At 57.2% G+C, this 14,006-nt stretch carries 13 protein-coding genes; 6 read left to right on the forward strand and 7 right to left on the reverse strand.

Translation table 11 applies throughout. The features are described 5' to 3' along the window. Positions 1-45: 45 nt before the first annotated feature. Positions 46-2,826: a DNA polymerase I gene (gene polA, locus ACIQ0R_RS01670; RefSeq protein WP_395823045.1), complete on the reverse strand. Its 2,781-nt coding sequence runs from the start codon at positions 2,824-2,826 to the stop codon at positions 46-48. A 90-nt stretch (positions 2,827-2,916) separates the two neighbouring features. On the opposite strand from polA, the gene ACIQ0R_RS01675 reads away from it, so the two are divergent. The 4 genes from ACIQ0R_RS01675 (at position 2,917) to ACIQ0R_RS01690 (ending at position 6,114) form a co-directional block, all read left to right on the forward strand. Then, positions 2,917-3,564, forward strand: coding sequence for a TIGR00730 family Rossman fold protein (locus ACIQ0R_RS01675; protein ID WP_395823047.1), 648 nt, complete (start codon positions 2,917-2,919; stop codon positions 3,562-3,564). Between the two features lie 216 nt (positions 3,565-3,780). After that, positions 3,781-4,212 carry a DUF2782 domain-containing protein gene (locus ACIQ0R_RS01680; protein ID WP_395823049.1) on the forward strand — a complete coding sequence of 144 codons (432 nt, stop codon included), beginning with the start codon at positions 3,781-3,783 and terminating at the stop codon, positions 4,210-4,212. A gap of 134 nt (positions 4,213-4,346) precedes the next feature. Further along, complete coding sequence (locus ACIQ0R_RS01685; RefSeq protein WP_395823051.1) at positions 4,347-5,309, forward strand: homoserine kinase; 963 nt, start codon at positions 4,347-4,349, stop codon at positions 5,307-5,309. Positions 5,310-5,343: 34 nt separating this feature from the next. Continuing rightward, the gene (locus ACIQ0R_RS01690; RefSeq protein ID WP_395823053.1) at positions 5,344-6,114 is read left to right on the forward strand and encodes a BPSS1780 family membrane protein; all 771 of its coding nucleotides are present in this window, start codon (positions 5,344-5,346) and stop codon (positions 6,112-6,114) included. Positions 6,115-6,181: 67 nt separating this feature from the next. Here the strand turns inward: ACIQ0R_RS01690 and ACIQ0R_RS01695 are convergent, their stop codons facing one another. After that, positions 6,182-8,461: a UvrD-helicase domain-containing protein gene (locus ACIQ0R_RS01695; protein ID WP_395823055.1), complete on the reverse strand. Its 2,280-nt coding sequence runs from the start codon at positions 8,459-8,461 to the stop codon at positions 6,182-6,184. A 254-nt stretch (positions 8,462-8,715) separates the two neighbouring features. On the opposite strand from ACIQ0R_RS01695, the gene ACIQ0R_RS01700 reads away from it, so the two are divergent. Together ACIQ0R_RS01700 and ACIQ0R_RS01705 are read left to right on the forward strand one after the other, a co-directional pair. Then, entirely contained in the window at positions 8,716-9,942 is a 1,227-nt protein-coding gene (locus ACIQ0R_RS01700; protein ID WP_395823057.1) for an MFS transporter, read from the forward strand. Positions 9,943-10,056: 114 nt separating this feature from the next. Further along, entirely contained in the window at positions 10,057-10,545 is a 489-nt protein-coding gene (locus tag ACIQ0R_RS01705) for a Dps family protein (RefSeq protein WP_395823059.1), read from the forward strand. Between the two features lie 8 nt (positions 10,546-10,553). Here ACIQ0R_RS01705 and thiE read toward each other — a convergent pair whose 3' ends face one another. The 5 genes from thiE to thiC all read right to left on the reverse strand — a co-directional run. After that, positions 10,554-11,168, reverse strand: coding sequence for a thiamine phosphate synthase (gene thiE / locus ACIQ0R_RS01710; RefSeq protein WP_395823061.1), 615 nt, complete (start codon positions 11,166-11,168; stop codon positions 10,554-10,556). After that, positions 11,165-11,992: a hydroxymethylpyrimidine/phosphomethylpyrimidine kinase gene (locus ACIQ0R_RS01715; protein WP_395823063.1), complete on the reverse strand. Its 828-nt coding sequence runs from the start codon at positions 11,990-11,992 to the stop codon at positions 11,165-11,167. The genes thiE and ACIQ0R_RS01715 overlap by 4 nt, the downstream gene beginning before the upstream one ends. Continuing rightward, positions 11,989-12,801 (reverse strand): thiazole synthase, encoded by an 813-nt coding sequence (locus ACIQ0R_RS01720; protein WP_395823065.1) that lies wholly within the window; start codon positions 12,799-12,801, stop codon positions 11,989-11,991. The genes ACIQ0R_RS01715 and ACIQ0R_RS01720 overlap by 4 nt, the downstream gene beginning before the upstream one ends. Positions 12,802-12,856: 55 nt before the next feature. Beyond that, positions 12,857-13,057 carry a sulfur carrier protein ThiS gene (thiS, locus tag ACIQ0R_RS01725; RefSeq protein ID WP_395823067.1) on the reverse strand — a complete coding sequence of 67 codons (201 nt, stop codon included), beginning with the start codon at positions 13,055-13,057 and terminating at the stop codon, positions 12,857-12,859. A gap of 8 nt (positions 13,058-13,065) precedes the next feature. Then, positions 13,066-14,006, reverse strand: a 941-nt coding sequence (gene thiC, locus ACIQ0R_RS01730; RefSeq protein WP_395823069.1) for a phosphomethylpyrimidine synthase, incomplete at its 5' end; no start/stop codon positions are given.

Raw genomic sequence — 14,006 nt, forward strand, 5'->3', positions numbered from 1 at the left:
CAGATCACCGGGCGGAATTGCCGCTAGCCGCTTGATGCGTAAGCCTCAATGCGCCTCGCCCCAATTCTTCCCGACTCCCACTTCAGCAATCAACGGCACCCGCAGCTCAGCCACACCGGCCATCAATTGTGGCAGTTTTTCCTGGACCAGCGCCAACTCTTCCTGCGGCACCTCCAACACCAGTTCATCGTGTACCTGCATAACGATCTTGGCTTTTAGCTGTTCTGTCTCAATCCAGTTTAGCACAGAAATCATAGCCAATTTGATAAGGTCGGCAGCAGTGCCTTGCATCGGTGCATTGATCGCCGCACGCTCGGCGCCCTGGCGGCGCTGGCCGTTCGGGGAATTGATTTCCGGTAGCCAAAGGCGCCGTCCGAATACGGTTTCGACATAACCTTGCGACTTGGCCAGCACCCGAGTCATATCCATGAACTGCTTGACGCCGGCAAAGCGCATAAAATATTTTTCGATGTACATCTGTGCCGCAGCGCGTTCGATGCCGAGGTTGCCAGCCAGGCCGAACGCGCTCATGCCATAAATCAAACCAAAATTGATAACCTTGGCGTAACGGCGTTGCTCACCGCTGACTTCCGCCGCTGTCGTGCCGAAGATTTCGGCAGCAGTGGCGCGATGGATATCCACGCCTTCGGCAAACGCCCGTAGCATGTTTTCGTCCCCCGAGATGTGCGCCATGATGCGCAGCTCAATCTGCGAATAGTCAGCCGAAACGATCACGCTGCCCTCAGGCGCCACGAACGCCTCGCGGATACGGCGCCCTTCAGCAGTGCGGATTGGAATGTTTTGCAGGTTCGGATCGTTCGATGCCAACCGTCCTGTGACGGCCACTGCCTGCGCGTAGTTGGTGTGCACGCGGCCGGCAGTCTGATTGACCATCTTCGGCAACTTGTCGGTGTAGGTCGACTTCAGTTTCGATAAACTGCGGTAGTCGAGCAACACCTTCGGCAGCGGGCAATCCTCGGCCAGTTTCTGCAGCACTTCTTCATCGGTCGACGGCGATCCGGACGGCGTCTTCTTGACCACTGGCAGCTTGAGTTTTTCAAACAGGATTTCACCCAGCTGTTTCGGCGAGCTCAGGTTAAAGGCTTGACCGGCCAGCTCGTAAGCCTGTTGCTCGATCTCCAGCATGCGCTTGCCCAATTCATTGGATTGGATCGCCAACAGGCCAGCATCGATCAGCACGCCATTGCGTTCGATTTTTTGCAGCACTACCGAGGTCGGGACTTCAATTTTTTCATAGATGAAACGAAGTTTGGCATCGTCAACGATATGCGGCCACATCGCCAGATGGAGTTGCAAGGTTATATCCGCATCCTCTGCCGCATATTCGGTAGCGCGGCCGATGTCGACTTCATCAAAACCGATTTGTGATGCGCCCTTGCCACAGACTTCCTGGAATGTAATGGTCTGGTGATTCAGGTGTCGTAACGCCAAGCTGTCCATATCGTGGCTGCGATGCGATTCGAACACATAGGATTCGAGCAGCGTATCGTGCACGATGCCGCGCAGGTTCACGCCATGATTGGCGAAAATGTGGCTGTCGTACTTCAGATTCTGGCCAACCTTCGGCTTGCTGCCATCTTCTAGCCAGGCACGCATTTTTTCCAATACAAACTCGCGCGACAATTGCGCCGGCGCATCCTGGTAACGATGCGCAACGGGAATGTAAGCGGCGCTGCCGACTTCGCAGCACAGCGAGATACCTACCAGTTGCGCCGTCATCGGGTCAAGCGAAGTGGTTTCGGTATCGACCGCAGTCAAAGCGGCGCTATCAATCCGCTGCAGCCATTGATCCAACTGAGCTGCCGTCAGCACGGTTTCGTATTGCGGCGCTACACTAGAGAACAAGCTGCTTTGCGCCGGCTCTGGGCTGCCCTGCGCGCGGTTTGCAACACTATCGCTGGCGACAGTTTTCCCGCCGCTTTGCGCAACAACGGTGGCATCACCCGGCCCGCTCAATTCACGCAACCAGGTCTTAAAGTTATAACGACTGAACAATTCGATCAGGGTATCCTTGTCCTGCTCCGGTGCCTTCAGCGATTCCAGGATCGAAACCATATGCGCGCTCAGGTCGCAATCGGTTTTTACGGTCACCAATTCCTTGGCCTTTGGCAGCCAGTCCAGCACCTTGCGCAGGCTCTCGCCCACCGCACCGCCGATGTCAGCCGCATTGGCGATGACCGCATCGACGGTATCGTACTGCGCCAGCCATTTGACGGCGGTCTTCGGGCCGACCTTGGCGACGCCGGGGATATTATCGACAGTATCGCCGATCAATGTCAGGTAATCGACGATACGCTCCGGCGGCACGCCGAACTTGGCGATCACCCCGGCACGGTCAAGCTTCTCATTGTTCATGGTGTTGATCAAGGTCACATGATCGTTGACCAATTGCGCCAAATCCTTATCGCCGGTGGAGACTACTGCGTCCATACCGTGCGCAACCGCCTGCACGGTCAGCGTACCGATCACGTCATCGGCCTCGACGCCTTCGACCATCAGGATCGGCCAGCCCAGTGCTCGTACGGCAGCGTGAATTGGGGTAATCTGTTTAACCAGATCCTCGGGCATCGCGGCCCGGGTTGCCTTGTAGTCGGCGTACATGTCGTCGCGAAAAGTTTTACCTTTTGCATCGAACACACAGGCAAGGTAAGCTGAGGGGTAATCAATGCGTAGACGGCGCAGCATATTGATGATGCCGTATAGTGCGCCGGTCGGCTCATTGGCGGCGTTGCGCATATCGGGCAGCGCGTGAAAGGCACGGTAAAGATAACTGGAACCATCAACTAACAGCAGGTTTTTTTGCATATGGAATTAAACGGAAAAAATGTGCCGCGGTTGCGGCAAGTGACGGATATCGAACGCGCCACGTCAAAGAAGGCGCGCGAGTCGTAGCATATGTTCACGATTATGGCAGAATTTATAGAGTCGACCGAGCGCCTTTCCGAGTTGCATCCCGCCGTATCGATCTTCGGCTCGGCGCGCATCAAGGTTGACAACCCATATTATCCATTGTGCATGGATATCGCGCGCCGTTTTTCGGATGAGGGATTTGCCGTCATTTCTGGCGGCGGTCCCGGTCTGATGGAAGCCGCCAACAAAGGTGCGTTCGAAGGTAAATCGCCGTCGGTCGGACTGAACATCGAATTGCCGCACGAGCAAAGCGGAAATAAATGGCAGGATATCTCGCTTAGCTTCCGCCACTTCTTTGCCCGCAAAGTTGCCTTCGTGCGCTACGCGGATGCCTACATCGTGTTGCCGGGCGGCTTTGGCACGCTTGACGAGTTGACCGAGGTGCTGCCTCTGATCCAGACAGGCAAGTGTCGCCATATTCCGATTATTCTGGTCGGCAGCAGCTTCTGGAACGGCCTGCTCGAGTGGTTCCGTACGCAACTGGTTGGCGACGGCATGATCGCCGCCAAGGATATGGATCTGATACAGGTGCTCGACGATCCCGCCGAGATTCTCGATGCGGTAGTGAAATTCTATGAAGCGGGCGAAACCGTGATGGCAGAATCAGATCGCCATACCGGCGTGCTGCTGTAGGATTACGGCCAGATTGAATTGCCAATTCAGCAGCACTTCATTAGCATTAATTTAACTGCAATGACTTTATGCAAAGAGCGGTAACAGGTGGCCGAATTTGCCGGAATCGGTGGGCTAGGCGGACCCGAGCCGCCTTATCGCCTACCGGAGCCGGCGGTTTGTTACAATGAGACTTCGCGCCCAAATCTTGCTTTCATCAAGGTAGCTAAAAATCACATGAAGAACAAATCTAAAATCTGGCAACTATTAGCAATTTGCATTGCCTCGATTGCAACGCCGCTACTGGTGCACGCACAACAACCACCCAAGACCATCGCCCCGCCGCCGCCGGAACTGCAAAAGCTCGACGAAGGCGAAGCGCCGGCGGTGACGGTTCGCAAGCCGGGTGAAGCCCCTGCAGAGATCACTGAAAAACGCGATCAAGGCCGCGTGACCGAAGTCAAAGTCAACAGCGCCGGCAGCACCTATTACGTGAAACCGCAATCGCAAGCCGGTACACTGGGGCCAAATGATGGACCGGTACGCGGCGCACAATGGCAAATCAAGGAATTCGATCTGGGCCAGAAGCCGCGCAAGGAAGGCGAGGCAGCGCAAACCAATGGCGATCCGGGACTCCCGCCACCGACCATATCGAAGCCCGGAAACTAACAACGGCAACAGCACGCAAGCCGCAATGCAGTTCATGCGCGAGATCAATATTGCTTGTGCTTATTCTTGGCGGCGTATTTGCCGCCTGTTTATTCCGACATAGTCTTAACGTTGTTCTTTCCCCGATTTTTCCCATGGCAGTATTTACTCCCGTCACGCTAGAAGATCTCTCACAGTGGATCCCTCCTTTCTCGTTAGGCAAGGCGCTGGCAATCAGAGGCATTTCCTCCGGTATCGAAAACAGTAATTTTTTCATCAATACCGAGCGCGGCGAGTATGTGCTGACCGTGTTTGAAAAACTCACCTTCGAACAACTGCCGTTCTACCTGGAACTGATGCGCCACCTGGCGCAACGCGGCGTGCTGGTGCCAGAGCCGATCGCTAACCAGGAAGGCCGGATCATCAATCCCTTGCACGGCAAACCCGCAGCCATTGTCACCAAGCTGGCCGGCGATTGCCAACTGGCGCCGGCGGCGGTACATTGCAGTGAAGTAGGTGCGATGCTGGCAAAAATGCATCTGGCAGCGCAGGATTTCCCGATCCGCCAACCAAATTTGCGCGGCCTGCCGTGGTGGCGCGAAGCGGCGCCGGTGGTGCAGCCTTATCTATCCGCAGACGGCCAGCAATTGCTGCGGGATGAAATGGCTTTCCAGGAAGCCTTGGCCGCCTCGGATGCTTATCGCCAACTGCCGAACGGACCAGTCCATGCCGATCTTTTCCGCAATAACGTCATGTTCGATGGCGACCGCCTGAGCGGATTTTTCGATTTCTATTTCGCTGGCTGTGACACCTGGCTGTTTGACCTCGCCGTCACCGTCAACGACTGGTGTATCGACCTCAACAGCGGCGTGCTGGACCAAACCAGAGTACGTGCCATGCTCGACGCCTACCATGCGGTGCGGCCATTCAGCGCAGCCGAACAGGCGCCCTGGCAGCCAATGCTGCGTGCTGCTGCATTGCGCTTCTGGCTATCGCGACTGTATGATTTTTATTTGCCTCGTGCGGCCGAAATGTTGACTCCGCACGATCCGAGCCACTTTGAACGGATTTTGCGGCAGCGCGTGGCGCACCCGGCTCCTGCCTTGATTGATTGCTGATGAAAAAGATGGAAAAACTGCCTGCAAAAACCGGATGGATCTGGGTCAAAGAGGGGTTTGCACTATTCCACAAACAACCCGCCGAAATATCCACGCTGTTCTTGGGATATATGTTCCTGATGCTGCTGCTCAATTTTATCCCGGTGCTGGGTCAGATCTTGCCGCTGGTTCTGATCCCGTATTTGCCATGTCTTTCATGCAAGCTTGCCGCCATATCGAGCAGGGCAAAAGGGTGTTTCCGAACCTGTTGTTAGTGGGCTTCCGCTCGCCGGCGATAAAGAATCTAGTGATTCTTGGCGTGCTGCACCTGATCGCCGGCGTCGTCGCGATTGGCGCATCGGCGTTGGTCGACGGCGGCATCTTCTGGATGACCTTGACCGGCCAGACAGCGCTTGACGCCAAAGAGATACGGGACTTCAGCATCTCGCTGGGGATGCTGTTTTCTGCCGTGGCATACACACCAGCGGCAATGGCGTTCTGGTACGCGGCACCGCTCATCATGTGGGAAGAAATGCCCGTCTCCAAGGCGGTTTTCTATAGCTTCTTTGCAGTGTGGCGCGAAATAAAAGCATTCACAGTCTATGGCCTGGCGTGGGCCTGCATCGGCGTCATGCTGCCAGCAATCATCAGTGTGCTGATTGCGCTGCTGATCGGCAATGCGGCAGTCACCATGATGGTCTTGCTGCCGCTGTCGATTGCCTTGACGGTGGTGATGTACTGCTCTTTTTATCCGACCTACACCCACATTTTCGGCCGGCCTGACGATGCTTCGCCGTTGCCGCCGACAGCCGACGACCAAGAGTAGCGACAGTAACAAGGGTCAATAACCGCAAAAACAGGGTGGGCAGGATTTTCTGCCCACGGGTTGCCGCCTAAGCCACCTTCTCCAGCTTCGCCACACTCAAATCGAGCAGCTTCATCCCATGCCTGCCGAAGTTGATATGGGCACGCGCATTGCCGCCGCTGCCTTCGATATTGACGATCACTCCTTCGCCGAATTTCTGATGCGCGACGTTTTCACCGATGCGCCAGCCGATATCGCGCTTGCCGAAGCTCTTGGAGATTGAATTCGCCGCCTTTTCCGGTGCCTCGTCCCATGCCGATTTAGGATTGGCAAACCAGTTGTGCTGCTGCACCTTCGGCGATAGCCATTTCAACGCCTCCTCCGGCAGCTCGTCGAAGAAGCGCGAACGCATGTTGTAACGGGTCTGACCATGCAGCATGCGAGTTTGTGAAAAACTCATGTACAGCCGCTTCTTGGCACGGGTGATGGCGACATACATCAGACGCCGCTCTTCCTCCACGCCAGCATCTTCCTTCTGCGAGTTCTCGTGCGGGAACAAGCCCTCTTCCAATCCTGTGATGAACACCGCATCGAACTCCAGCCCTTTGGCCGAGTGCACCGTCATCAATTGCAACGCCTCCTCGCCGGCCTGAGCCTGGTTGTTGCCCGCCTCCAGCGACGCATGTGAGAGGAAAGCCGACAACGGCGACATGACCGCAGCCAGCGGCGCATCGGCATCGAAAATCTCGATGCCGTCAGCGGTCGTGATGGCAGCTCCCGACACTGCTTGCGCCTTCGGACCAAGCAAGGCCGGGGCATCGATGCCAAATCCTTCTTCCGACACAAACAGGGTCGCAGCATTGACCAGCTGCTCCAGATTCTCGATACGATCGGCGCCCTCTTTTTCAGTCTGGTAGTGCTTCAGCAGGCCGCTCAGATCGAGCACCACCTGCACCATTTCCGGCAGCGGCAGGTGCTGGGTTTCAAAGCGTCCGCCTTCGATCAGCTTCAAGAATGAACCTAGCGTGGCACCAGCCTTGCCGGCCACGTGCGGCACCGCCGCGTACAAGGAAATGCCAAATTGTTTTGCCGCATCCTGCAACTGCTCCAGCGAACGCGCGCCAATGCCGCGCGCCGGGAAGTTCACCACGCGCAAAAAAGCCGAATCGTTGTGCGGATTGTCCATCAACTGCAAATACGCGATCGCGTGCTTGACTTCAGCACGCTCAAAATAACGCTGGCCACCGTAGACCCGATACGAAATGGCGGAGGCCACCAACGCATGTTCAATCACCCGCGACTGCGCATTCGAGCGGTACAGCACGGCAATTTCGCTGCGGCTGGCGCCATCGTTGATGAGGCTCTTGATTTCCTCGACAATCCATTGCGCTTCCTGTAAATCGCTGGTGGCTTCGTAGATGCGCACCGGTTCGCCATGCCCAGCATCGGTGCGCAGGTTCTTGCCGAGCCGCTTACTGTTGTGGGCGATGAGCGTATTGGCACTATCAAGGATGTGGCCGTGTGAACGGTAATTCTGCTCCAGCTTGATCAGGTTCTCGACCCGAAACTCGCGCTCGAAGGCACTCATATTGCCGACATTAGCACCGCGGAAGGCATAGATGCTCTGATCGTCGTCACCGACTGCGAACACCGCGCCGCGCTGGCCAGCCATCAGCTTCAGCCATTTGTACTGCAGATCGTTGGTATCTTGGAACTCGTCGACAAGAATGTGCTGGAAGCGCGCCTGGTAATGCTCGCGCAACGGCTGGTTGCGGCTCAGCAGTTCATAAGTACGCAACAGCAATTCGGCGAAATCCACCACGCCTTCGCGTTGGCATTGCTGGTCGTACAAATCGTAAAGCTCGACGAACTTGCGGTTGTAATCGTCATTCGCCTCAACATCGTTGGCGCGCAGGCCCTGGTCCTTGGCGCCGTTGATGAAATACATCAGATTACATGGCGGATATTTCTCATCGTCGATATTCAACGACTTCAGCAAACGCTTGATGGCCGACAGTTGATCCTGCGAATCGAGAATCTGGAAGGTCTGCGGCAAGCCGGCATCGCGATAATGCGCGCGCAACAAGCGATTGCACAAGCCATGAAAAGTGCCGATCCACATGCCGCGCGTGTTAATCGGCAGCATTGCCGACAAACGCGTCATCATTTCCTTGGAGGCCTTGTTGGTAAACGTCACGGCCAGCACGCCGGCCGGCGACACCTGACCGGTCTGGATCAGCCAGGCAATGCGCGTGGACAGGACCCGGGTTTTGCCGGAGCCAGCGCCGGCCAGGATCAGTGCGGATTGCGCTGGCAAGGTTACTGCCGCCAGTTGCTCTTGATTGAGGTGATGAAGAAGATTTTGCATGCCGTCATTATAAGCTGCGGCGGTAATACCTGATGCCTAGTTCCACTTGCCGACATCGAGCATCAAGCGACTAAATATACCAAGCAACTAAATATACCAAGCAACTAAATGTACCAAGCAAGCAAATATACAAATCAGGCAAGGAACAACGACTATGCCGCCCAGCAACATCCGGACTGCAAGAGTAAAATACGCGGCACAGCATTGTCCGCTCTGGACGCTGCCCACAAAAATCAACCGAGCCGTCTACTATCATGCCCCAAGAAGCTCTTCTCGACCGCGCCAGCGAGCAGCGGTCGGAGGCCGCCGTTACGTTTCAAATCGTCTCCACTGCATTTTTTACATTCATTTGCTATTTAGCAATCGGCATCCCGTTAGCAGTACTACCCGGCTATGTCCACACCGAACTCGGCTACAGCTCCGTATTAGCGGGGCTAGCGATCAGCATGCAATACCTGGCAACGTTGCTGAGCCGGGCAAGGGCGGGCCGGATGGCGGATTCGGTCGGCCCCAAGACCGCGGTGCTGCGTGGTCTGGTCGGTTGCAGCATGAGTGGCGTGTTCCTGCTGGCGGCCGCGCTCTTTGCCCCTATTCCAGCATTGAGCCTGATCATCCTGCTGATTGGGAGACTGGTGCTTGGGTGCGGCGAGAGTATGGTCGGCACTGGTGCTATCACTTGGGGTATCGGCCAGGTCGGCGCCCAGCACACGGCACGCATGATTTCCTGGAACGGCATTGCTACCTATGGCGCGCTGGCCATCGGCGCGCCGCTCGGCGTGCTGATCGCACATACATGGGGCCTGGCGGCGGTTGGTGCGACGGTCGCCACGCTATCGGCCGGGGGTTTCTTGGTGGCGCGCATGAAAGCCCCAACCCCAGTGGTACGCGGCGAACATCTGCCATTTGGTAACGTGCTGCGTCGGGCGCTCCCGCATGGCATGGGCTTGGCGCTGGGATCGATCGGGTTCGGTTCGATTGCCACTTTCATTACGCTGTTCTATGTCAGCCATCAATGGCCGAATGCGGCGTTTTCGCTGACGCTGTTCGGTAGTTTTTTCGTTGGCGCACGACTGCTGTTTGCCCGCACTATCTCGCGATTTGGCGGATTCCGCGTATCGATTGTCTGTTTCTCGGTAGAGGCGCTCGGCTTGCTGCTGCTGTGGCAAGCCACCTCGCCAGCGCTTGCGCTGGTCGGCGCAGCGCTCACCGGCTCCGGTTTTGCTTTGATTTTCCCGGCGCTGGGCGTTGAAGCAGTGAATCTGGTACCGGCCAATAATCGCGGCAGCGCGCTGGGCGCATATTCGGTATTCCTGGATCTGGCGCTGGGCATTACCGGGCCGCTGGCAGGCTTGATCGTCAGCGAATTTGGCTACCCCGAAGTATTCTTGTTTGCCGCTGTGGCATCGTTGGGAGCGATGGCGTTGACGATCAAGATGTATCGCCGCTCCCAAGCAACGGCAAAACAGGCAAGCACTGCCTGAACCAACTGCCTGGCGGTAAAACGTGCAGCAGTTACTTGCTGATTCTCAAATAGCATAAAATCGGACTGCAAGTCTCTCATTCATACATACATTACCGTTAGAAGGAGCAGCACAATGGCAAAGAAAATCGTCGCGGCAATCGATATCGGCATCAGCGACAAGGATCGCAAGAAAATTGCCGATGGCCTCAGCAAACTGCTGGCCGATACCTACACGCTCTATCTTAAAACCCACAACTTCCACTGGAACGTCACCGGGCCGATGTTCAACACGCTGCACCTGATGTTCGAAACGCAATACAACGAACTGTGGCTGGCGGTTGATCTGATCGCCGAACGCATTCGCGCACTCGGCTATCCGGCGCCAGCGACCTACAAAGCATTCTCCAGGCTGACTTCGATTTCGGAAGAAGAAGGCGTGCCGAATGCCATCGAGATGATCCAGCAACTGGTGACCGGCCAGGAAGCGGTGACGCGCACTGCACGCTCGATTTTCCCCGTGGTCGACGCGGCCTCCGATGAGCCGACCGCCGATCTGCTCACGCAACGCATGCAGCTGCATGAAAAGAATGCGTGGATGCTGCGCAGCTTGCTGGAAAGCTGAAAGGCCAACTAGCGTTGTGCAAACAAGGCTGTAAACTCGCGGGCGGCGGCAGTCGGATCATCCGCCAGGTAAACACTGCTGATCGCCGCCACCATATCGGCCCCGGCAGCGATCAGCGGCAGCGCATTCTGTTGCGTCATGCCGCCGATCACCACATTCGGCAAGGCGATATCGGCTTTGGCGCGCGTGACGATATCCGGCGGGGTAGTGACCGGATACTGCTTGACGCGCGACGGATAGAATCCCCCAAATGCGACATAGCTGGCACCGGCGCGATACGCGGCATGCGCCAGTTGCAAATCGCCATAACAAGAAGCGCCAACAATTTCGTCCGGGCCAATCAGCGCCCGCACTTCGGCCACGCTGGCATCGGTGCCGCCGACATGTATCCCACCCGCATCCAGCTCCATGCACAATTCAATGAAGTCATTGATGATGAACCGCCGTTGGTAACGACGGCACAATGCCAGCAACGCAGCGGCTTGCCGACGCCGCTGCGCTGCATCGGCGGTCTTGTGCCGATATTGCAGTAATGAGGCGCCGCCCTGCAATGCCTGTTCGGTCACGTGCAACAGTTTGTCGGTATCATCCCAATCGGGCGTGACAATGTATAGTCCCTTCATGGCTCTATCCTTGCAATGTGAGATGTAAGAAATGGCAGCGTCCGGCTCGGTATGCGCTGACCCGGCGCTATCGCATAAGATGCCGCCAACGTCTGCTGACAATAGGTTTGCGCAGCATCCATCGCCGCTTCGATTTCGATACCGCGTGCCAGCAACGCAGCCAAGGCCGACGCCAGAGTGCAGCCGCTGCCGTGAAATTCACCAGGCAACCGCGGCCAGCTCCAGTTGCGTTGTCGGTTGGCGCTGATCCAGCGATTCAGCACTTCATGTTGCTCAGGCCCGTGCCCGCCCTTCAGCAGCACATGCTGACAGCCGCGCTGCAACAGCATGGCTGCTTGCTGCTCCGGGCTGGCGTCAACGCCGCAAAGACGATCCGCTTCAATCCGGTTCGGCGTGATGACGGTCGCCAATTCAAACAGTGGCGCAATTGCCGCAACCGGGTCGTCGCTGGCCAGAATATCCCCATGGCCGGTCGCCAGTACCGGATCGAACACCAACGGCAAATTCGGTCGCCGCATGCGCACATCGCGGATAACCGCAGCAATCACCTCGGCGTTGGCGTGATTGCCGACGATACCCACTTTGATTGCAGCGATATCGATACGATCAACCAACGCCTGCGCCTGCTGCCGCACCAGTTCCGCCGGCACCGGATGAACCTCGAACACACGCTCATTATCCTGCACCGTCAACACCGTCACTACCGACAAGGGATGCGCTCCGAGCGCGGCAATCGCGGTGATGTCGGCTTGCATGCCGGCGCCGCCGCTCGGGTCCGATCCGGAAAATACCAATACGCTCGGCGGTCCCAAGACTGCGTTCATTTGACGCGTCCGGCCATGGGTGACGATGGCGAGGCGGCGAAGCGCTGCGGAATCCGTCCTACCAGAAATGCTTCGCGGCCGGCTGCAATCGCCAGCCGCATTGCGCGTGCCATGCGGATCGGGTCCTGCGCTCCGGCAATCGCGGTATTCATCAACACGCCGTCGCATCCGAGTTCCATGGCGATTGCCGCATCGGAGGCCGTACCGACACCGGCATCGACCAGCACCGGCACCCTGGCCTGTTCGATTATCAGCGACAGGTTCCACGGGTTCAAGATGCCCATGCCGGAACCGATCAACGACGCCAGCGGCATCACGGCAACGCAGCCGATCTCTTCCAGGATGCGCGCCTGGATCGGATCGTCACTGCAATACACCATCACATCAAAGCCATCCTTGACCAGCGCTTCCGCCGCCTTCAAGGTTTCAGGCATGTTTGGAAACAATGTGCGCTCATCGCCCAGCACTTCCAGCTTGGCCAGCTTGTGGCCGTTCAGCAGTTCGCGCCCGAGCTGCAGCGTGTACACCGCGTCTGCTGCGGTATAACAGCCCGCGGTATTGGGCAGTATCGTATAGCGCGTCGGCGGCACCACATCCAGCAGATTCGGCGCTTGCGGATCTTGCCCGATATTGACGCGCCGGATTGCCACCGTAATGATTTGCGCGCCGCTGGCTTCGGTAGCGGCGCGCGTTTGCTCCAGGTCGCGATACTTGCCGCTACCGACCAGCAGCCCCGAGGTGTAGGTCTTGCCGGCGATGGTCAGGCCGACGTCTGCTTGCCCTGTCTCCAGGGAAGAATTGATATCCATGACAAATCCTCTAAAAATTTCCGTAGGGTGGGCATGGGATGTCCACCCTACGATGTCAGCCGCCGCCGATGGCTCTCACCACGTCGACTTTGTCTTGCGGCTGCAATACGCGCTGCGGCCAAAGCTTGGCCGGCACTACCTGCCGGTTGACCGCCACTGCCACCGCTTTGCCCGCCAGTTCGAGCGCCACAATCAGTTGCTCCAGGTTCTCGCCGTCAGGCAGCGGATGCGGCTCGCCGTTGAGTACGATTTCCATCATCTGCCTCACTGCTTGCTATAGATTTCCGCACCGTTCTTGACGAACTCGATCGCCTTGACTTGCATCCCTTGCTTGAGCGCGGCGACCTCCGAAATACCCTGTGCGGCGGCATATTCGCGGACTTCCTGCGTGATCTTCATCGAGCAGAAATGGGGACCGCACATCGAGCAAAAATGCGCCGCCTTGGCGGAATCCTTGGGCAAGGTTTCATCATGAAATTCACGCGCTTTGTCCGGGTCCAGACCAATGTTGAACTGATCTTCCCAGCGGAATTCGAAGCGCGCTTTCGACAAGGCGTTGTCGCGGATCTGCGCACCCGGATGGCCCTTGGCCAGGTCAGCTGCATGGGCCGCGATCTTGTAGGTGATGATGCCGTCCTTAACGTCGGCCTTGTTCGGCAAGCCGAGATGCTCCTTCGGCGTGACGCAACACAGCATCACTGTGCCATACCAGCCGATGGTAGCAGCGCCGATACCGGAGGTGATGCGGTCGTAGCCTGGCGCGATGTCGGTGGTCAACGGTCCGAGCGTATAGAACGGTGCTTCGTGGCACTGTTCCAGTTGCAGGTCCATATTTTCCTTAATCAGGTGCATCGGCACGTGGCCCGTCCCCTCAATCATTACCTGCACGTCGTGCTTCCAGGCGATCTGGGTCAGTTCGCCCAAGGTCTTCAGTTCACCAAGTTGCGCTTCGTCGTTAGCGTCATAAATCGACCCGGGGCGCAAGCCATCGCCAAGGCTGAAGCTGACGTCGTAGGCTTTCATGATTTCGCAGATATCGTCGAAATGATCGTAGAGGAACGATTCGTGGTGATGCGCCAGGCACCACTTGGCCATGATAGAACCGCCGCGGCTGACAATGCCGGTCAGGCGTTTGGCGGTCATGGGCACGTATTGCAAACGCACGCCGGCGTGGATGGTGAAGTAGCCGACGCCCTGCTCGGCTT

It is taken from the genome of Collimonas sp., from assembly GCF_044339385.1.
In the GTDB taxonomy this organism is placed as follows: domain Bacteria; phylum Pseudomonadota; class Gammaproteobacteria; order Burkholderiales; family Burkholderiaceae_D; genus Collimonas.

Excerpts from the sequence above, each read along its gene's own strand:
- polA (WP_395823045.1), bottom strand. The coding sequence starts at position 2,826 with ATGCAAAAAAACCTGCTGTTAGTTGATGGTTCCAGTTATCTTTACCGT.
- ACIQ0R_RS01675 (WP_395823047.1), top strand. The coding sequence starts at position 2,917 with ATGTTCACGATTATGGCAGAATTTATAGAGTCGACCGAGCGCCTTTCC.
- ACIQ0R_RS01680 (WP_395823049.1), top strand. The coding sequence starts at position 3,781 with ATGAAGAACAAATCTAAAATCTGGCAACTATTAGCAATTTGCATTGCC.
- ACIQ0R_RS01685 (WP_395823051.1), top strand. The coding sequence starts at position 4,347 with ATGGCAGTATTTACTCCCGTCACGCTAGAAGATCTCTCACAGTGGATC.
- ACIQ0R_RS01690 (WP_395823053.1), top strand. The coding sequence starts at position 5,344 with ATGGATCTGGGTCAAAGAGGGGTTTGCACTATTCCACAAACAACCCGC.
- ACIQ0R_RS01695 (WP_395823055.1), bottom strand. The coding sequence starts at position 8,461 with ATGCAAAATCTTCTTCATCACCTCAATCAAGAGCAACTGGCGGCAGTA.
- ACIQ0R_RS01700 (WP_395823057.1), top strand. The coding sequence starts at position 8,716 with ATGCCCCAAGAAGCTCTTCTCGACCGCGCCAGCGAGCAGCGGTCGGAG.
- ACIQ0R_RS01705 (WP_395823059.1), top strand. The coding sequence starts at position 10,057 with ATGGCAAAGAAAATCGTCGCGGCAATCGATATCGGCATCAGCGACAAG.
- thiE (WP_395823061.1), bottom strand. The coding sequence starts at position 11,168 with ATGAAGGGACTATACATTGTCACGCCCGATTGGGATGATACCGACAAA.
- ACIQ0R_RS01715 (WP_395823063.1), bottom strand. The coding sequence starts at position 11,992 with ATGAACGCAGTCTTGGGACCGCCGAGCGTATTGGTATTTTCCGGATCG.
- ACIQ0R_RS01720 (WP_395823065.1), bottom strand. The coding sequence starts at position 12,801 with ATGGATATCAATTCTTCCCTGGAGACAGGGCAAGCAGACGTCGGCCTG.
- thiS (WP_395823067.1), bottom strand. The coding sequence starts at position 13,057 with ATGGAAATCGTACTCAACGGCGAGCCGCATCCGCTGCCTGACGGCGAG.